Consider the following 15,894-nt stretch of genomic DNA (forward strand, 5'->3'; position numbering starts at 1 on the left):
TATATCATGAACAAAAGCCATTCTACAATGATAGTAAAATGGCTTCAAAATTCAGTGCTTCGAATTATTCAAGGTGATCCATCAAAGCAACTAGGTGATCAACAGCTTGCTTCGCTTGAGCACCTTCGGCAGAGATGGTAACAACAGTACCTTTGACAAGGCCGAGTGTTTGTAGTTTGAATAGGCTTTTCGCACTGGCACTTTTTCCGTTTGAAGTGACGGTGATTTCAGCATCAAATTCTTTTGCTTCTTTCACAAACTGTGCAGCAGGACGAGTGTGAAGGCCGTTTTCAGCAGTGATTTCTACTTGCTTCTCGTACATTGTATATACCCCAATTTAATTTATTTTTTTCTTAGTTTAGAACCAAATGAAGCTTAGCTGTTGCTACCTCATTACGCTAGTTTGCGATGTGGAGATAACATAGTGCTTCTTGTGTTCTTTATTTCGAACCTAAAAATAAAGCAAGTCTGATATTACCAAAGGTTGGGCAAGGATCAACAAAAAAGCCCCAATTAGGGGCTTTTTTCATAGAAAAATTGATTTCACCACATATTATTGCTGGTTCTCTTTCTCTGTAAATATCCCTGCAAAAAGTGCGGTACTGAGATAACGTTCACCGGAACTTGGTAGAATAACAACGATTGTTTTTCCTTTAAATTCAGGAAGTTCAGCCAGGCGGTTCGCGGCAACGACAGCTGCACCGGAAGAGATACCAGCGAGAATCCCTTCTTCCTCCATCAGGCGACGCGCCATATTAATGGCATCTTCTGAAGTGACGCGTTCCACACGGTCAATCAGCGATAAATCGAGGTTACCCGGGATAAATCCGGCACCGATACCCTGAATTTTATGGGGAGCCGGTTTGATTTCTTCGCCAGCTAAAGCTTGCGTAATGACGGGGGATTCATCCGGTTCAACAGCCACGGAGATAATTGCTTTGCCTTTCTCTCCTTTGATGTAGCGGCTGGTTCCTGTCAATGTACCACCTGTACCGACACCAGCAACAAAGACATCTACCTCACCATCTGTGGCATCCCAGATTTCCGGGCCTGTCGTTTTTTCATGGATCTGCGGGTTGGCCGGGTTATCAAACTGTTGCAGCAGCAGGTATTTGTCTGGGTTACTGGCAACAATCTCTTCAGCTTTATTGATGGCGCCTTTCATCCCTTTGGCAGCTTCTGTCAACTCCAGATTTGCTCCCAGTGCTTTGAGCAGCTTGCGACGCTCTAAACTCATTGACTCCGGCATTGTCAGGGTGAGTTTGTAGCCACGGGCAGCAGCGACAAACGCGAGTGCAATACCGGTATTACCGCTGGTGGGTTCAACAAGCTCAACGCCGGGTTTGAGTTTGCCGGATTTTTCTGCTTCCCAAATCATGTTTGCACCGATACGGCACTTCACACTGAAACTTGGGTTACGGGATTCTATCTTAGCGAGTACGTTACCCTGACTAACTTTGTTCAGACGGACAAGTGGGGTGTTACCAATGGTCAGAGAATTGTCTTCGAAAATCTTACTCATTGTTATATTCCTTTATTGCACATTTTCGTGTCGTTTTATTGAGAGAAAACACGTTTTTTGTGGGGACCTGTAGAGCATAGGATGTCCGTTAATCTGATGAAAGGATTAAAAAGTTATATCTTATAGGGGTTATTGAACTTTACGATACCAGTCATCATTCGGGCTAATCTCTTGTCTGTGTTCTTCTCACCGAACCATGTTACCAGAGCAACGTTTTTCCGTTACTCTGTTTTTCCATACTTGTTATTTGAGCGTTTCGGCTTTAAATTCGTTGACCCACATGGCCGTTGCGCCACAGACAGCGGCTGGCATGACGATTAAGTTGATGATCGGGATGGTCGTAAATAGCGTGACCAGCATACCAAAGCCATAAGCACGCCCTTGCTTACCTTTTAGTTGCATCCGCATGGTATTGAAGTTGACCTTGTGGTTATCAAAAGGATAGTCACAGTACTGAATTGCGAGCATCCAAGCCGTGAAAATGAACCAGACCAATGGACCAATGGTTTGTCCTATTCCGGGAATCAGCAGCAGAATAAACAGGCCAATCATTTTGGGAATGGTATAGCGTAGTTTGCGCCATTCCCGGGCAAAGACCCGCGGGATATCTTTGACAAAGCTCCAGAGACCTTCATTGTCTACGGAATGGCCATCAAGCAGCTTTTCAACTTTCTCAGCCAACAAGCCATTGAATGGGGAAGCAATAATATTGGCAATTGCACTGAAGAAATACATCGTTACAAAAAGTATCGACAGAACAGCCAGCGGCCAAATGATGTAGTTCAGCCATGACAGAAAGTCAGGTACATAAGACATCAGGTGATCAAGCCAGTTTCCCATCTGCGTAAACACATAATAGAGAGCACCGCCGAGCAATAGCACATTTGCCAGCAAAGGAAGTATCACAAATCTTCTGATCCCGGGGGTGACCGCCAGTTGCAAACCGAAGAAGAAATAGCCGAATCCTGAACGTTTCTTTAACGTCATTCTGTTTCCCTGTGTTGTGGTTGAAAAGAAAGTGAGGGGTTTGCAGGTATTCTAACTGACCTAATATAGAATGAAAGTCAGAAAAATCCCGCAGTTCTAACATTAATTTGTTCAAATGTAGGGGCGACTTTTGCTAAAGTGTGTGGATCAGTGGAGAGAATCTCTGAGCATGACTTCTTACTTAAGCGATTCTGTTCAGAAGCAAGTTATCGGGAAGACTGAGAGTTAAAGATGCAAGAATTGCGATTCGTACTCATCATCGTTGGCGCACTCGCCATCGCCGCATTACTTTTTCATGGGCTGTTGACCAGCCGGAAAGAGAGTAAATCGAAATTTGGAGATAAGCCGTTAGGCAAAATAGAGGAAGAAGCATCATCTGTAAAACATACCCGAGCTTTTCAGCAGGAGAGTGAGCCCAAAAAATCGCGGAAGGAACCGGACTTTTCACTGGACGACAATATGACGGATCCATTCGTCGATGATTACTCGCATCATGATAAAGTCGATCCGCTATTTTCCGGATACGGTTCTGAAGACGAGAGCCGGTCATATGATTTGGAACACCAGACTATCGCTGAAATTGAAGCTGAGAATGACGCGGAAATGGCGGTTGAATTGAATCAGCACCAAGAGATTGAGCCCCGTGAATCTGCGCAACAACAACCTGACAGCGATGCAGCGCCGGATTATCAGGTGATTGTTTTGAATGTGCATTGTGCCGGTAGCGAGTCTTTTGTTGGTACCAAGCTGTTTGATAGCTTGCAACAAAATGGTTTGCTCTATGGTGAAATGGACATTTATCATCGACATGCTGATTTGTCAGGAACAGGCAAAGTGTTGTTTAGCGTTGCCAATATTATGCAACCTGGCACGTTAAAGCATGATGATCCGAATGAATTTACCACCAAGGGCATTTCATTTTTTATGACTCTTCCTTGTTATGGTGACCCGGAACAGAATTTTAAGTTGATGCTGAAAACAGCACAGCAAATTGCGGATGATTTAGGCGGTAATGTTCTTGATGATCAACGCTTGTTGATGACCCCGGACAAACTGGCCGATTATCGGCGTCAGATTCAGGCATTCAAAGCCCAAGCAGTTTAATTATATAGAGATACCCAAACAATAATTTGATGTTGTTGTTTGAGTATCTGATGAGGAGGCTCCGGCAGGGAGCCTTTTTTCATGAATCCGAGAAGTAAACATGCAGACCATAGAACAGAAAATTCAAGAATTGCGGGATACGCTCCACCATCACTCAATCTTATATTACGTTGAAGATAATCCATCGATTCCTGACGCAGAATATGACCGTTTGATGAGAGAACTCATCGCGTTGGAGCAAGCCAATCCCGAGTTGATTTCTCCGGATTCTCCGTCGCAGCGTGTCGGTGGGATGCCGCTCGATGGATTTGCAACCGTTCAACATGAGCTCCCGATGCTGTCGTTAGATAATGCTTTTGACGATCAAGAGTTGGACAGTTTTTCCCGGCGGATGAATGAGCGTTTAGCCGGACAGCGTATTGCACTGTTCTGTTGTGAACCGAAATTAGATGGTCTGGCCGTGAGTCTGCTTTACGAGAATGGTGTTTTGGTGCGCGCAGCTACCCGGGGGGACGGAACCACAGGCGAAAATATCACTGAGAATGTGAAAACGATTCGTGCCATTCCGTTAAAGCTCAGGGGGGATGACTGGCCGGCTCGTATTGAAGTGCGTGGTGAAGTGTTTATGCCTAAAGCGGGATTTGCCGCACTCAATGAAGCGGCAATCAAGAAAGGCGAAAAGACCTTCGTCAATCCCAGAAATGCGGCTGCCGGCAGCCTGAGACAGCTTGACTCAAGGATTACGGCAAAACGCCCGCTGAGCTTTTACGCTTATGGCATTGGCGTGATTGAAGGGACAACGCTGGCATCCTCACACTATGAGCGGCTGACTCAGTTAAAACAGTGGGGGCTGCCGATGTGTCCTGAAACAGTTCAGGTCGCCAATCTGGATATGGTGAAGATGTACTATCAGGATATTTTACAGCGTCGGGAAGACCTTGCGTATGAAATTGACGGGGTCGTGATTAAGGTTGATGATCTTGGGTTGCAGGAACAGCTCGGATTTATCTCAAAAGCGCCTCGTTGGGCGATTGCTTATAAGTTTCCAGCCCAAGAAGAAATGACTCGCCTGAAAGATGTTGAATTTCAGGTCGGCAGAACGGGGGCGATTACACCGGTTGCAAAACTGGAACCCGTATTCGTCGGTGGCGTAACGGTGAGTAATGCCACCTTACATAATGCTGATGAAATCGAACGATTAGGCGTTCGTATCGGTGATACAGTGGTAATTCGTCGTGCTGGCGATGTTATTCCACAAATTGTTTCCGTGGTCATGGAACAGCGGCCTGACGACTGTCGGGAAATTGTGTTCCCGTCTCATTGTCCGATTTGTCATTCAGATATTGAGCGGGTTGAAGGGGAGGCCGTTGCCCGCTGTACCGGTGGATTGGTGTGTCAGGCTCAACGCAAAGAAGCGCTGAAGCATTTTGTTTCTCGAAAAGCGATGGATGTCGATGGTTTGGGAGATAAGGTGATTGAGCAGCTGGTGGATAAAGAGCTGATCAAAACACCGGCTGATTTATATCGTCTTTCTGCGGGTCAATTAACAATACTGGAACGGATGGGGCCGAAGTCGGCACAAAATGTTGTGCAAGCGTTACAGCAATCGAAATCAACCACCTTACCTCGTTTTTTATATGCTCTGGGGATTCGTGAAGTCGGTGAAGCGACGGCCAGCAATTTAGCAAAGCATTTCCTCACCTTGGAAAATGTCCGCCATGCGACGCACGAGTCCTTGATTGAAGTGAACGATATCGGATCGATTGTTGCGAGTCATATCATTGCATTTTTCTCAGAAGAGAAGAATCAGCATGTCGTTGATGATCTGTTGGATATGGGAATTACATGGCCGGAGATGACCGTCGCTGAAGCACCGGATGCTTTACCATTGGCTGGGAAAACCGTGGTTCTGACCGGTACGCTGACCGAGTTATCCCGTCAGGATGCCAAAGCAGCGCTTGAATCGCTGGGCGCAAAGGTCACAGGTAGCGTATCTAAAAATACCGATATGTTATTTGCAGGTGACAATGCAGGTTCTAAACTGACCAAAGCGCAGGAGTTGGGGATCGAGGTGAAATCAGAGCAAGATCTCATGGCCTTGATGGCCTCAATCTCCTGATCATATTCATGTATCCGTCGTTGATTTAAATGCTACGGCATCGGGAGGTCTCGGTGAATATCAGTGAAGTGTCAAAACTGACAGGCTTGACGGCCAAATCAATCCGCCTTTATGAAGAAAAAGGGATATTATCACCACCGCTACGTGGGGAGAATGGTTATCGGGTTTATCAGCGGTCGCACATTGATGATTTACTGCTGATCGCCCGGGCCAAAAGGGTTGGTTTCAATCTGGAAGAGTGTAAATTACTGGTCCATCTGGCCAATGATCCGAGTCGTAAAAGTTGTGCGGTCAAAGCGGAAGCGCGGAAAAAGCTCACTCAAGTCACGCGTAAGCTGAATGAGTTACAGCTCATTCAGTCTCAGCTGGAACAATGGATTGCTGAATGTCCCGGTGATGATAATAGCGACTGCCCGATCATTGATGATTTAAAGGGGCAGTCATCGCATCTGTGAACGATTCATTGATGAACCATGCGTGTAATGACTGATGGTTCATGCGTTGGTCAACTGAGCGAACCGTTGAACCCGATATCAGTAGAGTAAAGAATAGAGTTTGCGACGATACTGACTCGCCAATGGATTGCCCTGACCCAGTGCACTTAGAATATCCATGAATATCTTTTTCATTTCCCCATCGTGTGCGTTGAGGTCGGTACTCAGAAATGACCAGAGTATCGTCAATGCTTCTTCGTTTCGCTGCACCTGATGGTACTGTGCGGCAAGTTCACAAGCGATTTTCATATCTTGTGGCGAACGCTGCAATGCTTCTTCCAGCGCAACAACTTCCGGGCTATTGGACGCTTGATGATGTAACTCTAATTTTGCGAGCAAACCTTTGTATTCGTTATCCTGATATTCTAACGGAATATGTTGTAAGAGTGCTTCTGCTGCTTCAAATTGCTGGGTTTCCAACAAGCAGTTTGCTAGAGCCAGTTTGACTTCGCCTTTATTTTTGAGCGTTTCAGGGAGAGCTTGTAACAACGCCAGCGCCTGAACATATTCTTGCTGTTCTATGAGTGTCATTGCTTGTTGCAAATTCATTTCATCTTGGCTGGGAAGGTGTTTTTCAAGCATGGCCGTCACGGACTCGATGGTCTGTGGTCCACCCAATCCATCAACCGGGCGGCCCTGAGAGAAGAGCGCCAGGGTTGGGAGCGACTGAATGCCAAACTGTGCCGCGATCGCTTGTTCTTCCTGACAATTCAGTAAGGCAAGTGTAAAGGCTCCTTGATATTTCTGTGCTAATCCCTGTAACGGTTGGATTAGCGCCGCACTGGATTCGTCCATCGGTGCCCAAAAATAAAATAGGATCGGTGCAGAAAAAGAGCCTTCTAATAACTCTCTGATATTTTCTTGGGTGACATCAACGTGAAGTGGTGTATGCATACGGTGAACTTCCTGAATTCAATGGACGATAGGTTATAAGTGTGGGCGGGTTGCTAAAAATCAAGTGAAGTGAGTATATCCAGTCATAAATATGTGGCAGTCACCGCTGAGCCTGAGAGATTTGAGGTGTTTTACCCGAAGGGGCATGATTAGAATATAATGAAAAAAATAACGATAACACAAATACTTAGCCAGTTTAGCTGATTGAGACTCATTTTTACCTGTTCCAGAAGATTGGTATTCTCGGTCGAGAATAATGAGCATATTAGAAGGCGATTATGAAACAATCATGACAGCCTTCCTCTATTTTTGATTCTCAGGCCGCTAAGCGGCTTTGTTGAGAATAGCGTCCAGCCAGCGAGTGGGCAGCAGACGTTTAAGGACGGCAAAAACTTGTGTGGGTCTGGTAATGCGATAGCGGATTTTCGGGGTAGGGCTCTCCAAAGCATGAAGAATCGCAGGCAGACAGTCTTCTGGTGGTAGTGTGAACTGATTATTCGATTTTTCTTGATTCAAGCGCTCAATCTGCTGTTGATAGGCTTGTGCATGAACACTGCTGTGTGGCGATACCCAACGTAAGAATGCCGCCAGCGCATTTTCACGAAAGTTTGTCTCTATCGGCCCGGGTTCGAGAATACTGATATGAATGTCGGTCTGTCTTAGTTCAAGACGCAGCGTGTCACTCCAGCCTTCAATCGCAAATTTTGAAGCATTATAGGCACCGCGATATTTCATCGCAGCAAATCCCAGTACAGAGCTATTCTGAATAATTCTGCCGTGCCCCTGACGTCGGAATTGAGGGAGCAGTTTGGTGGTGAGATCATGCCAGCCAAAAAAATTTGTTTCGAATTGCTCTCGCATGGCCTGAGTGGGTAAATCTTCCAGTGCGCCGGGTTGACCATAAGCACCGTTATTAAACAACGCATCGAGACGGTGGTTGGTTAGTGACATGACTTGTTCGATTGCTGCATCAATGATTGCCGGATTGGTCACATCGAGATGGATGGCGGTCAGACCTTCATTTTGAAGTCGTTGGACATCTGCAATGTGTCGGCATGAGGCGATGACTTGATAGCCCTTTTGATGTAAAGCATGAGCAGTGACGTAGCCGATACCCGATGAGCATCCGGTAATAAGTATTGTTTTTGTCATTCGTTTCCTCGTTGATAGGCGAGTATGCCGTTTATCGATGGGTTGATCATCCGATGGGATTTACGGCAATGCCTGCACAATTTGTTTGAGTGCCGGTTCCAGATGAGAGTATTGAAATTCAAACCCCAGCTCGGTTAATTTTTTCGGCTTCGCACGAGTGCTGTCAAGCAAGAGAGCGGCAGATTCGCCCATTATCAGACGGATGACCCACGCTGGAACCGCCATAAAATGGGGTTTGTGCAATGTTTTTGCGAGTGTTTTACTGAAGGTCTTATTGGGGACCGGATGAGGCGCACAAAGATTGAAAGGCCCGTGAGCATAAGTGGTTGTTAATAAAAACACAATTGCCTGAACCATATCATGGATGTGAATCCACGGAAGATACTGCTTGCCCGAGCCGATTGGGCCACCGCAACCGAACCGATAAGGCAGCAGCATTTTTTGTAATGCGCCACCGTCCGGTGATAAAACCACGCCAGTCCTGAGCAGGCAAACTCTGGTGTTTTCAGATTCAGCTTTTTTGGCAATATTTTCCCAGGTAGTACACACCGAGTGAGAGAACTCATGACTTTGCACCTGAAGATTTTCATCAATCGGGTGTTCTTGCTGATCACCGTAGAAGCCAACCGCAGAACCACTGATGAACACTGATGGCGGGGATGAACTGGCATGAATCAGCTCAACAAGCTTTTCGGTTATTTGCCAGCGGCTCTGGCAAATGATTTGTTTCTGAGCGTCTGTCCATCGGCGATCGGCAATCGGTTCTCCTGCGAGGTTTACGACTGCATCGAAATGATTGAGATCATGACAGCTATCTAAGCTCGTGATCAATTCGAGTGGATCATGGGTAAGATGGTTGAGCTTTTCCCGGGAGCGTTTCTCTGAGCGAGTCAAGACAACAATTTCATGTTCATGGGCGATAAGCTGCTTGATCAATTCACTGCCGATGAGTCCTGTACCGCCGGTGATAAGTATTTTCATATCCTACCCATTTTATATTGCCCAAATAGACTTGTTACGGTTTGAGGTGATTCTATCCGTTGGTTTCATTCATAACATTTCATCATATATAGCATAATCATAAATGTTTTCAGAAAGTAGGGACACGGTGCCAGTGTGGTGTTCATGTTATATTTTTTGTGATTCATTCTTGGTTTTAATTGATGAATTTAGCAAAGTCACGCGCAATCCTGTCCGGATCTGTCATCATATAATCAAGTTGTTCCATACGATTCAGATCGTTGAAGCGACTTGTCACAAAAACCTTTTCCTCTCTCGGATGAGGGTTCAGTTTGGCTCAAGTGAGGAGAAATGAAAGCATTCATCGCGTTACTCAAGGTAATGCTGGGAAGTTTTAAAGATCTACTCCCGATTATTTTGGTCATTGCATTTTTTCAGTTGATCATTTTGCAACAACCTCTCCCGGACTTGATTTCAATTTTGGGGGGATTGTTACTCGTTGTGCTCGGATTGACGTTTTTTATTTTTGGTCTAGAAATGGGATTATTTCCGATTGGTGAAAGCATGGCACAGGCATTTGCCAAAAAAGGGAGCTTACTGGGGCTGTTAGGATTTGCTTTTTGCTTGGGATTTGGGACCACAATAGCTGAGCCAGCTTTAACTGCTGTTGCAACCGAGGCTGCAAAAATTGCGGCCTCCGGTGGTGTGATTGAGATGACAAAGCAATCGATGAACGACTATACCATGGGATTGCGGTTGACAGTGGCTCTGTCGGTTGGTTTTGCCATCGTTTTAGGGGTTTTGAGAATCCTAAAGGGATGGTCGATTCATTTGATGATTATTTTGGGTTACACGTGTGTCATGATTCTGACGATCTTCGCACCTGAAACCATTATCGGGATTGCTTATGATTCTGGTGGTGTGACTACATCGACAATTACGGTTCCTCTGGTAACTGCATTAGGGGTTGGACTGGCCTCTTCGATTAAAGGGCGAAATCCAATGGTAGATGGATTTGGACTGATTGCGTTTGCATCCTTACTTCCGATGATTTTTGTCATGATTTTTGGGATGACAATCACATGATAACCATTGCCCACTTTGTTCAGGTTCTATGGACCACCATTCAGGATGTCTTACCGATTGCGGTCATTTTATTTGTGTTTCAGTTGGTTATATTGCGCAAGCCTGTTGCGCGTCTGTCCCATGTGATTCTGGGATTCGGATATGTGATTCTGGGGCTTACTTTTTTCCTGATGGGGTTAGACGCGGCACTGTTTCCATTGGGAGAAATGATGGCACAACAGTTGACCGCGCCCTCATTTCTTGCTCAGGTTCGCCTCAATGACGCAGACCCACAACATTGGATCAATTACTATTGGGTTTATCTTTTTGCATTCTGTATTGGATTTAGTACGACGATCGCTGAACCGTCTTTGATTGCCGTTGCGATCAAAGCGAATAAAGTATCTGGGGGTTCTATTGGTGTCAATGGTTTGAGGGTCGCGGTTGCTTTAGGTGTGGCATTCGGTATTACGTTGGGGTGTTACCGAATTGTCGTGGGTGATCCGCTGCACTATTACATCATTATTGGTTATGTGTTGGTGGTGATTCAGACATTTTATGCACCCAAAATGATTGTCCCTTTAGCTTATGATTCCGGAGGCGTCACCACATCAACGGTCACTGTGCCAGTGGTTACTGCGCTGGGGTTAGGACTTGCATCAACGGTTCCGGGGCGGAGTCCGTTGATCGATGGATTTGGTTTGATCGCATTTGCGAGCCTTTTTCCCATGATATCGGTCATGGGATATGCGCAAGTGACACAGTGGTTGAACCGTAAACGTTCTCTGATGGAGAAAAAAGACAATGCGCTTTAAATTAATTGTTGCCTTTGTTGAAGATAGCAAAACAGACAAAGTATTAGACGCCGCCAGAAAAGCAGGAGCGACAGGCGCGACCGTAATCAATAATGCCAGAGGAGAAGGCCTCAATCAGAAAACCACCTTTTTCGGCCTGACATTAGAAGTACAGAAGGATATGGTGCTTTTTGTGGTTGAAGAGCACTTGTCTCGTCAGATTTTGGAAACGATTAATGAGGTCGGAGAATTTGAAACGGAATCGGGGCAGGGAATTGCCTTTCAGATTGATATTGAAGATGTCGTTGGCATCTCTCATCAGGTTGAAAAGTTAACCAAATACGTTGAGGATGAATTATGAATAGGCATGATAGCGTGAGAGTCCGTGATGTGATGACGGATACCTACGCCCTTGTTGATGGTTTGATGACAGTCTATGACGCGATTCGTATTGCGAAGCAACAACAGATTAAAGCTTTGATTGTCAATAAACGTCACGATGATGATGAATTCGGGATTGTATTGATGAATGATATTGCCAAAAAAGTGCTTGCCAGTAACCGTTCATCGAAGCGAACCAATATTTATGAGATCATGACCAAGCCTGCATTGTCAGTGGATCCTGATATGAAGGTGAAATATTGTGCCCGTTTATTCGAGCGCTTTGGTATCAGTCGGGCACCTGTTATTGAACATGGAAAAGTGATTGGGATGGTGAGCTACAATAATATTGTCGTTAATGGGATGCTTGAAGAAGACGATCTTGAGTAGGGAGCTTTGATTCACTGAATATGAGACTGCCCGAGGGCAGTCTATCGATCAATATGGCCTAGATTCCGTTCGGGGTCGAATACATCCCGGACGCGCTGCTTCAGTGTTTTTGCATCAGGAAACCCCTGATCTTTCTGACGTTCCCAAACCTGAACATCGTTACAGAAAATTTCAAAACGTCCCCCGGTATCCGGGCAGAGTGCAACTTGCTCGATCTCTTCGCTGAATGTATGGAGTAGCTCTTGCGCTAACCAGGAGGCGCGCAGCATCCAGTTACATTGACGGCAGTAGACAATTCGAATATTAATTTTTTGCACGAATATCACTCTCAAATAGGAATGACGGGGTGAATGCCATCATATAAAAATACATCTAAAAAAAGCAAAAATCCTGAGACTTAGTTTTTAAAGAGGATCGTTGAATCGTGATTCAGACTGGTCAACAGAAGCGTTTTGCTGTCAATGACATCCACACGTCTGCTCTGCTGGGCATCCATTTTAAAAAACTGCTTGATCAGATTTAATTGCTTCGGGGTAAAATCTTTACTCTCGCTGGAAGAAACATCCTTAAACTCGGTCGGGGAGATCAACAGATAATTCTCACTCAGTGCCCAAGTGCCGGTTTCTGATATGTCGATTTTACTCTCCGGTTCTTTCCCATTGGCATATAACTGAATCACGGAGACACGGATATACGTTTTATTCGGAAGATATTTTACGTTTGAGAGCACATCAACCCGACGGAGCGGTCCAACAGAGGCAACTTCATTTTTACTTTCAATCAGGGTGACGACTTTTGACTGCCACTCACTTGATGTCAGTAGTTGCTTGAGTTTCAGATCGCTGCCCCAGTATAACCAAGTACTTAAAACAATGGATGCAAGCAGGGTAAGCATTGCAATACGTTGGTTCATCTTTTTCACTGGCATACCTTCGTGAGATCCTCTTGATTGACAACAATGTTTAGCGTGGCATTTTTGTCACTATGTTCAACTGGGTAGACATAGTTCAATATCATTTTGTTGTCTTGACCATTGGTTGCGATCACCTGACTTGGCGGGGCATCCATCGAATGCGCTGCCCGGTATTTTTTGACGCAAAGTTCAATAGATGGCAACCATGAACTCAAATCAGGATGATTTTTTGGGGTATTAATCGGAATGTCATCTATAACCGTTAAATTACGAAACTGAGAATGCGTCGGGCCGTGATACATGACCGCTGTGATCGGCAAAATAAATGCAATCAGAAAACATAGTCTGGTTTTCCAATTGGCTTTCTGAGAAACCGATTTTGTCGTCGCTGGTATTTCTTGGCCGGGCAATATGTCGAGTGAGTTTTTTTCAAATTCAGCGACAGCATGGGCAGATTCGACCAATGCTTCTTCCTGAAGTGTCAAAAATTCTTCCGGCTGATCCTGAGGCTCATCTTTGTCTGATGTGGCCGGACTGACGGTAGGAAGTTGCTCGACGCTCGCAATCAACTGATAACCACGTTTGGGAACGGTTTTAATATACCGGGGTGACTTCGTCGAGTCATTGAGCATCTTTCTCAGCGTTGAAATTGCTTGTGTGAGGCTGGAGTCATCGACTTCAAAACCTTGCTTACGCCATACGAAATCATGGAGTTCATTACGACGAATGACCTCATTAGGATGCTGGGCAAGCATTAATAGAATTCTACTTTCGTTACTGCCTAGCCGGATCGTTTCATTATCATTTTCTTTATCGACCAACGAATTATTGTTAGGAACGAATGTAAAACGTTCAGCCAGGATGAACTTTGAGCTTATGGTATTCATCAATGTCTTCTTTTTATGTATTGAATACTGACGATTTGTCTAGTGATTATCTCAATGTCTGAGTTAAGGGCGAGTTAAGTTTTCTTGGTGCCATTTAGATATATTGAGATTTCTTGAGCACAGGATAATAAAATTTTTAGAAAAAAACACTGTTTTTAGATTCTCTAACCTTGAATTCACTTTCATGACCCATATTTTACTAGCAAGCAATAATATTTGTATACCTTATGAATCGGTATGAATGCATGAAGTCATGGAGCTAGTATGAGCGAAACGATTACGAACAACAAAGAAACTCGAGGTTTTCAGTCAGAAGTTAAGCAATTGCTGAACTTGATGATCCATTCTCTCTATTCAAATAAAGAGATCTTTCTACGGGAATTGATCTCCAATGCATCTGATGCGGCTGATAAATTACGTTTTCAGGCGCTGTCGAATCCAGAGCTATATCAAGGCGATGCTGACCTTGCCGTTCGTCTGTCTTTCGATAAAGAAGCGAAGACGCTCACGATATCAGACAATGGTATTGGTATGAGCCGGGACAGTGTGATTGATAACCTTGGGACGATTGCCAAATCGGGTACCAAAGAATTTTTTGCCAAGCTGTCTGATGAACAGGTCAAGGATTCACAGTTAATCGGTCAATTTGGTGTCGGTTTTTATTCTGCTTTTATTGTTGCTGATGCAGTGACGGTCCGGACTCGTGATGCCAGCCTTTCGGCAGATGAAGGGGTGTTATGGCATTCTCAGGGCGAAGGCGAATATACGCTGGAAACGATTCATAAAGAGAGTCGTGGTACGGATATTATTCTGCACTTGCGCGAAGAGGGTGAAGAGTTCTTATCTGAATGGCGTTTGAAAGAACTGGTTTCCAAATATTCTGATCATATTGGTATTCCGGTTTATATTCAGTCGGTAAAAACAGATGAAGAAGGTAAGGAAACCGGAGAAACTGAGTGGGAAAAAGTAAACAAAGCCGAAGCGCTATGGACACAACCCAAATCCGAAATCAGTGAAGACGAGTACAAAGCGTTTTACAAGCATGTGTCTCATGATTTTGCTGATCCACTTGTCTGGAGCCACAACAAGGTTGAAGGAAAGAACGACTATACCAGCTTGCTGTATATTCCTTCTAAAGCACCGTGGGACATGATGAACCGCGATCATAAAAGCGGCTTGAAGCTCTATGTGCAGCGTGTGTTTATTATGGATGATGCCGCGCAGTTTATGCCTTCTTATCTGCGTTTTGTCCGTGGTTTGATCGACTCAAATGACTTGCCGTTGAACGTATCCCGGGAAATTTTGCAGGATAATAAAGTGACTCAGTCACTGCGTAGTGCATGTACAAAACGTGTCCTGTCAATGCTGGATCGCATGTCCAGTGATGAAGAAAAATATCAGACATTCTGGAAAGAATTCGGGCTGGTGATGAAAGAAGGCCCTGCGGAAGATTTTTCAAACCGTGAGAAAATTGCCGGCTTGTTGCGGTTTGCCTCAACACATACAGAAAGTTCTGAGCAGAATGTCGCGCTGAAAGCGTATGTTGAACGGATGAAAGAAGGTCAGGATAAGATCTACTATCTGACTGCAGACAGCTATGCGGCAGCGAAAAATAGCCCTCACTTAGAACAGTTTAAGTCGAAAGGCATTGAAGTCATTCTGATGTACGACCGGATTGATGAATGGCTGATGAACTATCTCACTGAGTTTGACGGCAAACAATTCCAGTCTATCACCAAGGCCGGACTGGATTTGAGCCAGTTTGAAGATGAAGCTGAGAAAGAAAAACATAAAGAGACTGAAGAAGCGTTTAAAACCGTTGTCGAAAGAACACAGTCTTATTTAGGGGATCGTGTCAAAGAAGTACGTACCACCTTTAAACTTGCTTCTACGCCTGCTGTTGTGGTCACCGATGATTATGAGATCGGTACACAGATGGCGAAGTTATTAGAAGCGGCAGGGCAGGCAGCGCCGGAAGTGAAATATATTCTGGAGCTTAATCCCGAGCATGATCTGGTTAAGAAAATGGCAGATGAACCGGATGAAGAGCAGTTTGGTCGCTGGGTCGAAATTCTGCTTGGTCAGGCAATGCTGGCAGAAAGAGGTTCAATGGAAGATCCTGCTCAATTCCTGAGCGCGGTCAACCGACTCTTGACTAAGGTGCAATAAGGTTGTGAATATGCCAATAAGCCCGCACCGCGGGCTTATTTTTTTCGCGTCTGTAACTTGATG

Annotated in this window: 17 protein-coding genes; 8 read left to right on the forward strand and 9 right to left on the reverse strand. The window is 45.0% G+C overall.

Going from position 1 to position 15,894, the window contains the following annotated elements:
• Positions 1-64: 64 nt before the first annotated feature.
• The 3 genes from OCV37_RS04865 to cysZ all read right to left on the reverse strand — a co-directional run bounded on the left by OCV37_RS04865 (position 65) and on the right by cysZ (position 2,509).
• Complete coding sequence (locus OCV37_RS04865) at positions 65-322, reverse strand: HPr family phosphocarrier protein (protein ID WP_021019443.1); 258 nt, start codon at positions 320-322, stop codon at positions 65-67.
• 231 nt (positions 323-553) lie between these two features.
• On the reverse strand, positions 554-1,522 hold the full coding sequence (gene cysK, locus OCV37_RS04870) for a cysteine synthase A (RefSeq protein ID WP_038181960.1): 969 nt from the start codon (positions 1,520-1,522) through the stop codon (positions 554-556).
• 243 nt (positions 1,523-1,765) lie between these two features.
• Entirely contained in the window at positions 1,766-2,509 is a 744-nt protein-coding gene (gene cysZ / locus OCV37_RS04875) for a sulfate transporter CysZ (protein WP_038181959.1), read from the reverse strand.
• 231 nt (positions 2,510-2,740) lie between these two features.
• Between cysZ and zipA the strand changes: the two genes are divergently transcribed.
• From zipA to cueR, 3 genes are all read left to right on the forward strand, one after another.
• Complete coding sequence (gene zipA / locus OCV37_RS04880; RefSeq protein WP_038181957.1) at positions 2,741-3,613, forward strand: cell division protein ZipA; 873 nt, start codon at positions 2,741-2,743, stop codon at positions 3,611-3,613.
• Positions 3,614-3,713: 100 nt separating this feature from the next.
• Positions 3,714-5,732 (forward strand): NAD-dependent DNA ligase LigA, encoded by a 2,019-nt coding sequence (gene ligA / locus OCV37_RS04885; RefSeq protein ID WP_038181955.1) that lies wholly within the window; start codon positions 3,714-3,716, stop codon positions 5,730-5,732.
• A gap of 53 nt (positions 5,733-5,785) precedes the next feature.
• Positions 5,786-6,187 (forward strand): Cu(I)-responsive transcriptional regulator, encoded by a 402-nt coding sequence (cueR, locus tag OCV37_RS04890; protein ID WP_038181954.1) that lies wholly within the window; start codon positions 5,786-5,788, stop codon positions 6,185-6,187.
• 78 nt (positions 6,188-6,265) lie between these two features.
• Here cueR and OCV37_RS04895 read toward each other — a convergent pair whose 3' ends face one another.
• From OCV37_RS04895 to OCV37_RS04905, 3 genes are all read right to left on the reverse strand, one after another.
• Positions 6,266-7,120, reverse strand: a complete 855-nt coding sequence (locus tag OCV37_RS04895) for a co-chaperone YbbN (protein ID WP_038181952.1) — start codon at positions 7,118-7,120, stop codon at positions 6,266-6,268.
• Between the two features lie 324 nt (positions 7,121-7,444).
• Entirely contained in the window at positions 7,445-8,272 is an 828-nt protein-coding gene (locus OCV37_RS04900; RefSeq protein ID WP_038181950.1) for an SDR family oxidoreductase, read from the reverse strand.
• Between the two features lie 60 nt (positions 8,273-8,332).
• Positions 8,333-9,253 (reverse strand): TIGR01777 family oxidoreductase, encoded by a 921-nt coding sequence (locus OCV37_RS04905; protein ID WP_038181949.1) that lies wholly within the window; start codon positions 9,251-9,253, stop codon positions 8,333-8,335.
• Positions 9,254-9,583: 330 nt separating this feature from the next.
• On the opposite strand from OCV37_RS04905, the gene OCV37_RS04910 reads away from it, so the two are divergent.
• The 4 genes from OCV37_RS04910 to OCV37_RS04925 are packed head-to-tail and all read left to right on the forward strand — an operon-like array spanning position 9,584 to position 11,862.
• On the forward strand, positions 9,584-10,318 hold the full coding sequence (locus tag OCV37_RS04910) for a DUF1538 domain-containing protein (RefSeq protein ID WP_038181947.1): 735 nt from the start codon (positions 9,584-9,586) through the stop codon (positions 10,316-10,318).
• Positions 10,315-11,112: a DUF1538 domain-containing protein gene (locus tag OCV37_RS04915; protein WP_038181945.1), complete on the forward strand. Its 798-nt coding sequence runs from the start codon at positions 10,315-10,317 to the stop codon at positions 11,110-11,112. The genes OCV37_RS04910 and OCV37_RS04915 overlap by 4 nt, the downstream gene beginning before the upstream one ends.
• Positions 11,102-11,452, forward strand: a complete 351-nt coding sequence (locus OCV37_RS04920; RefSeq protein ID WP_038181943.1) for a P-II family nitrogen regulator — start codon at positions 11,102-11,104, stop codon at positions 11,450-11,452. Before OCV37_RS04915 ends, OCV37_RS04920 begins: the two co-directional genes overlap by 11 nt.
• Entirely contained in the window at positions 11,449-11,862 is a 414-nt protein-coding gene (locus tag OCV37_RS04925; protein ID WP_038181941.1) for a CBS domain-containing protein, read from the forward strand. Before OCV37_RS04920 ends, OCV37_RS04925 begins: the two co-directional genes overlap by 4 nt.
• A gap of 41 nt (positions 11,863-11,903) precedes the next feature.
• On the opposite strand, the gene OCV37_RS04930 is transcribed toward OCV37_RS04925, so the two are convergent.
• From OCV37_RS04930 to OCV37_RS04940, 3 genes are all read right to left on the reverse strand, one after another.
• Positions 11,904-12,131 (reverse strand): SelT/SelW/SelH family protein, encoded by a 228-nt coding sequence (locus OCV37_RS04930; protein WP_245609134.1) that lies wholly within the window; start codon positions 12,129-12,131, stop codon positions 11,904-11,906.
• Positions 12,132-12,259: 128 nt separating this feature from the next.
• Positions 12,260-12,775 carry a regulatory protein ToxS gene (locus tag OCV37_RS04935; protein WP_038182707.1) on the reverse strand — a complete coding sequence of 172 codons (516 nt, stop codon included), beginning with the start codon at positions 12,773-12,775 and terminating at the stop codon, positions 12,260-12,262.
• Between the two features lie 5 nt (positions 12,776-12,780).
• Positions 12,781-13,662, reverse strand: a complete 882-nt coding sequence (locus tag OCV37_RS04940) for a transcriptional regulator (RefSeq protein WP_038181936.1) — start codon at positions 13,660-13,662, stop codon at positions 12,781-12,783.
• A gap of 264 nt (positions 13,663-13,926) precedes the next feature.
• Between OCV37_RS04940 and htpG the strand changes: the two genes are divergently transcribed.
• Positions 13,927-15,831 (forward strand): molecular chaperone HtpG, encoded by a 1,905-nt coding sequence (gene htpG / locus OCV37_RS04945; RefSeq protein ID WP_038181934.1) that lies wholly within the window; start codon positions 13,927-13,929, stop codon positions 15,829-15,831.
• The last annotated feature ends 63 nt before the right edge of the window (positions 15,832-15,894 follow it).

The organism is Vibrio rhizosphaerae, from assembly GCF_024347095.1.
Lineage (GTDB): Bacteria > Pseudomonadota > Gammaproteobacteria > Enterobacterales > Vibrionaceae > Vibrio > Vibrio rhizosphaerae.

Excerpts from the sequence above, each read along its gene's own strand:
- OCV37_RS04865 (WP_021019443.1), bottom strand. The coding sequence starts at position 322 with ATGTACGAGAAGCAAGTAGAAATCACTGCTGAAAACGGCCTTCACACT.
- cysK (WP_038181960.1), bottom strand. The coding sequence starts at position 1,522 with ATGAGTAAGATTTTCGAAGACAATTCTCTGACCATTGGTAACACCCCA.
- cysZ (WP_038181959.1), bottom strand. The coding sequence starts at position 2,509 with ATGACGTTAAAGAAACGTTCAGGATTCGGCTATTTCTTCTTCGGTTTG.
- zipA (WP_038181957.1), top strand. The coding sequence starts at position 2,741 with ATGCAAGAATTGCGATTCGTACTCATCATCGTTGGCGCACTCGCCATC.
- ligA (WP_038181955.1), top strand. The coding sequence starts at position 3,714 with ATGCAGACCATAGAACAGAAAATTCAAGAATTGCGGGATACGCTCCAC.
- OCV37_RS04895 (WP_038181952.1), bottom strand. The coding sequence starts at position 7,120 with ATGCATACACCACTTCACGTTGATGTCACCCAAGAAAATATCAGAGAG.
- OCV37_RS04900 (WP_038181950.1), bottom strand. The coding sequence starts at position 8,272 with ATGACAAAAACAATACTTATTACCGGATGCTCATCGGGTATCGGCTAC.
- OCV37_RS04905 (WP_038181949.1), bottom strand. The coding sequence starts at position 9,253 with ATGAAAATACTTATCACCGGCGGTACAGGACTCATCGGCAGTGAATTG.
- OCV37_RS04910 (WP_038181947.1), top strand. The coding sequence starts at position 9,584 with ATGAAAGCATTCATCGCGTTACTCAAGGTAATGCTGGGAAGTTTTAAA.
- OCV37_RS04915 (WP_038181945.1), top strand. The coding sequence starts at position 10,315 with ATGATAACCATTGCCCACTTTGTTCAGGTTCTATGGACCACCATTCAG.
- OCV37_RS04920 (WP_038181943.1), top strand. The coding sequence starts at position 11,102 with ATGCGCTTTAAATTAATTGTTGCCTTTGTTGAAGATAGCAAAACAGAC.
- OCV37_RS04925 (WP_038181941.1), top strand. The coding sequence starts at position 11,449 with ATGAATAGGCATGATAGCGTGAGAGTCCGTGATGTGATGACGGATACC.
- OCV37_RS04930 (WP_245609134.1), bottom strand. The coding sequence starts at position 12,131 with ATGCTGCGCGCCTCCTGGTTAGCGCAAGAGCTACTCCATACATTCAGC.
- OCV37_RS04935 (WP_038182707.1), bottom strand. The coding sequence starts at position 12,775 with ATGAACCAACGTATTGCAATGCTTACCCTGCTTGCATCCATTGTTTTA.
- OCV37_RS04940 (WP_038181936.1), bottom strand. The coding sequence starts at position 13,662 with ATGAATACCATAAGCTCAAAGTTCATCCTGGCTGAACGTTTTACATTC.
- htpG (WP_038181934.1), top strand. The coding sequence starts at position 13,927 with ATGAGCGAAACGATTACGAACAACAAAGAAACTCGAGGTTTTCAGTCA.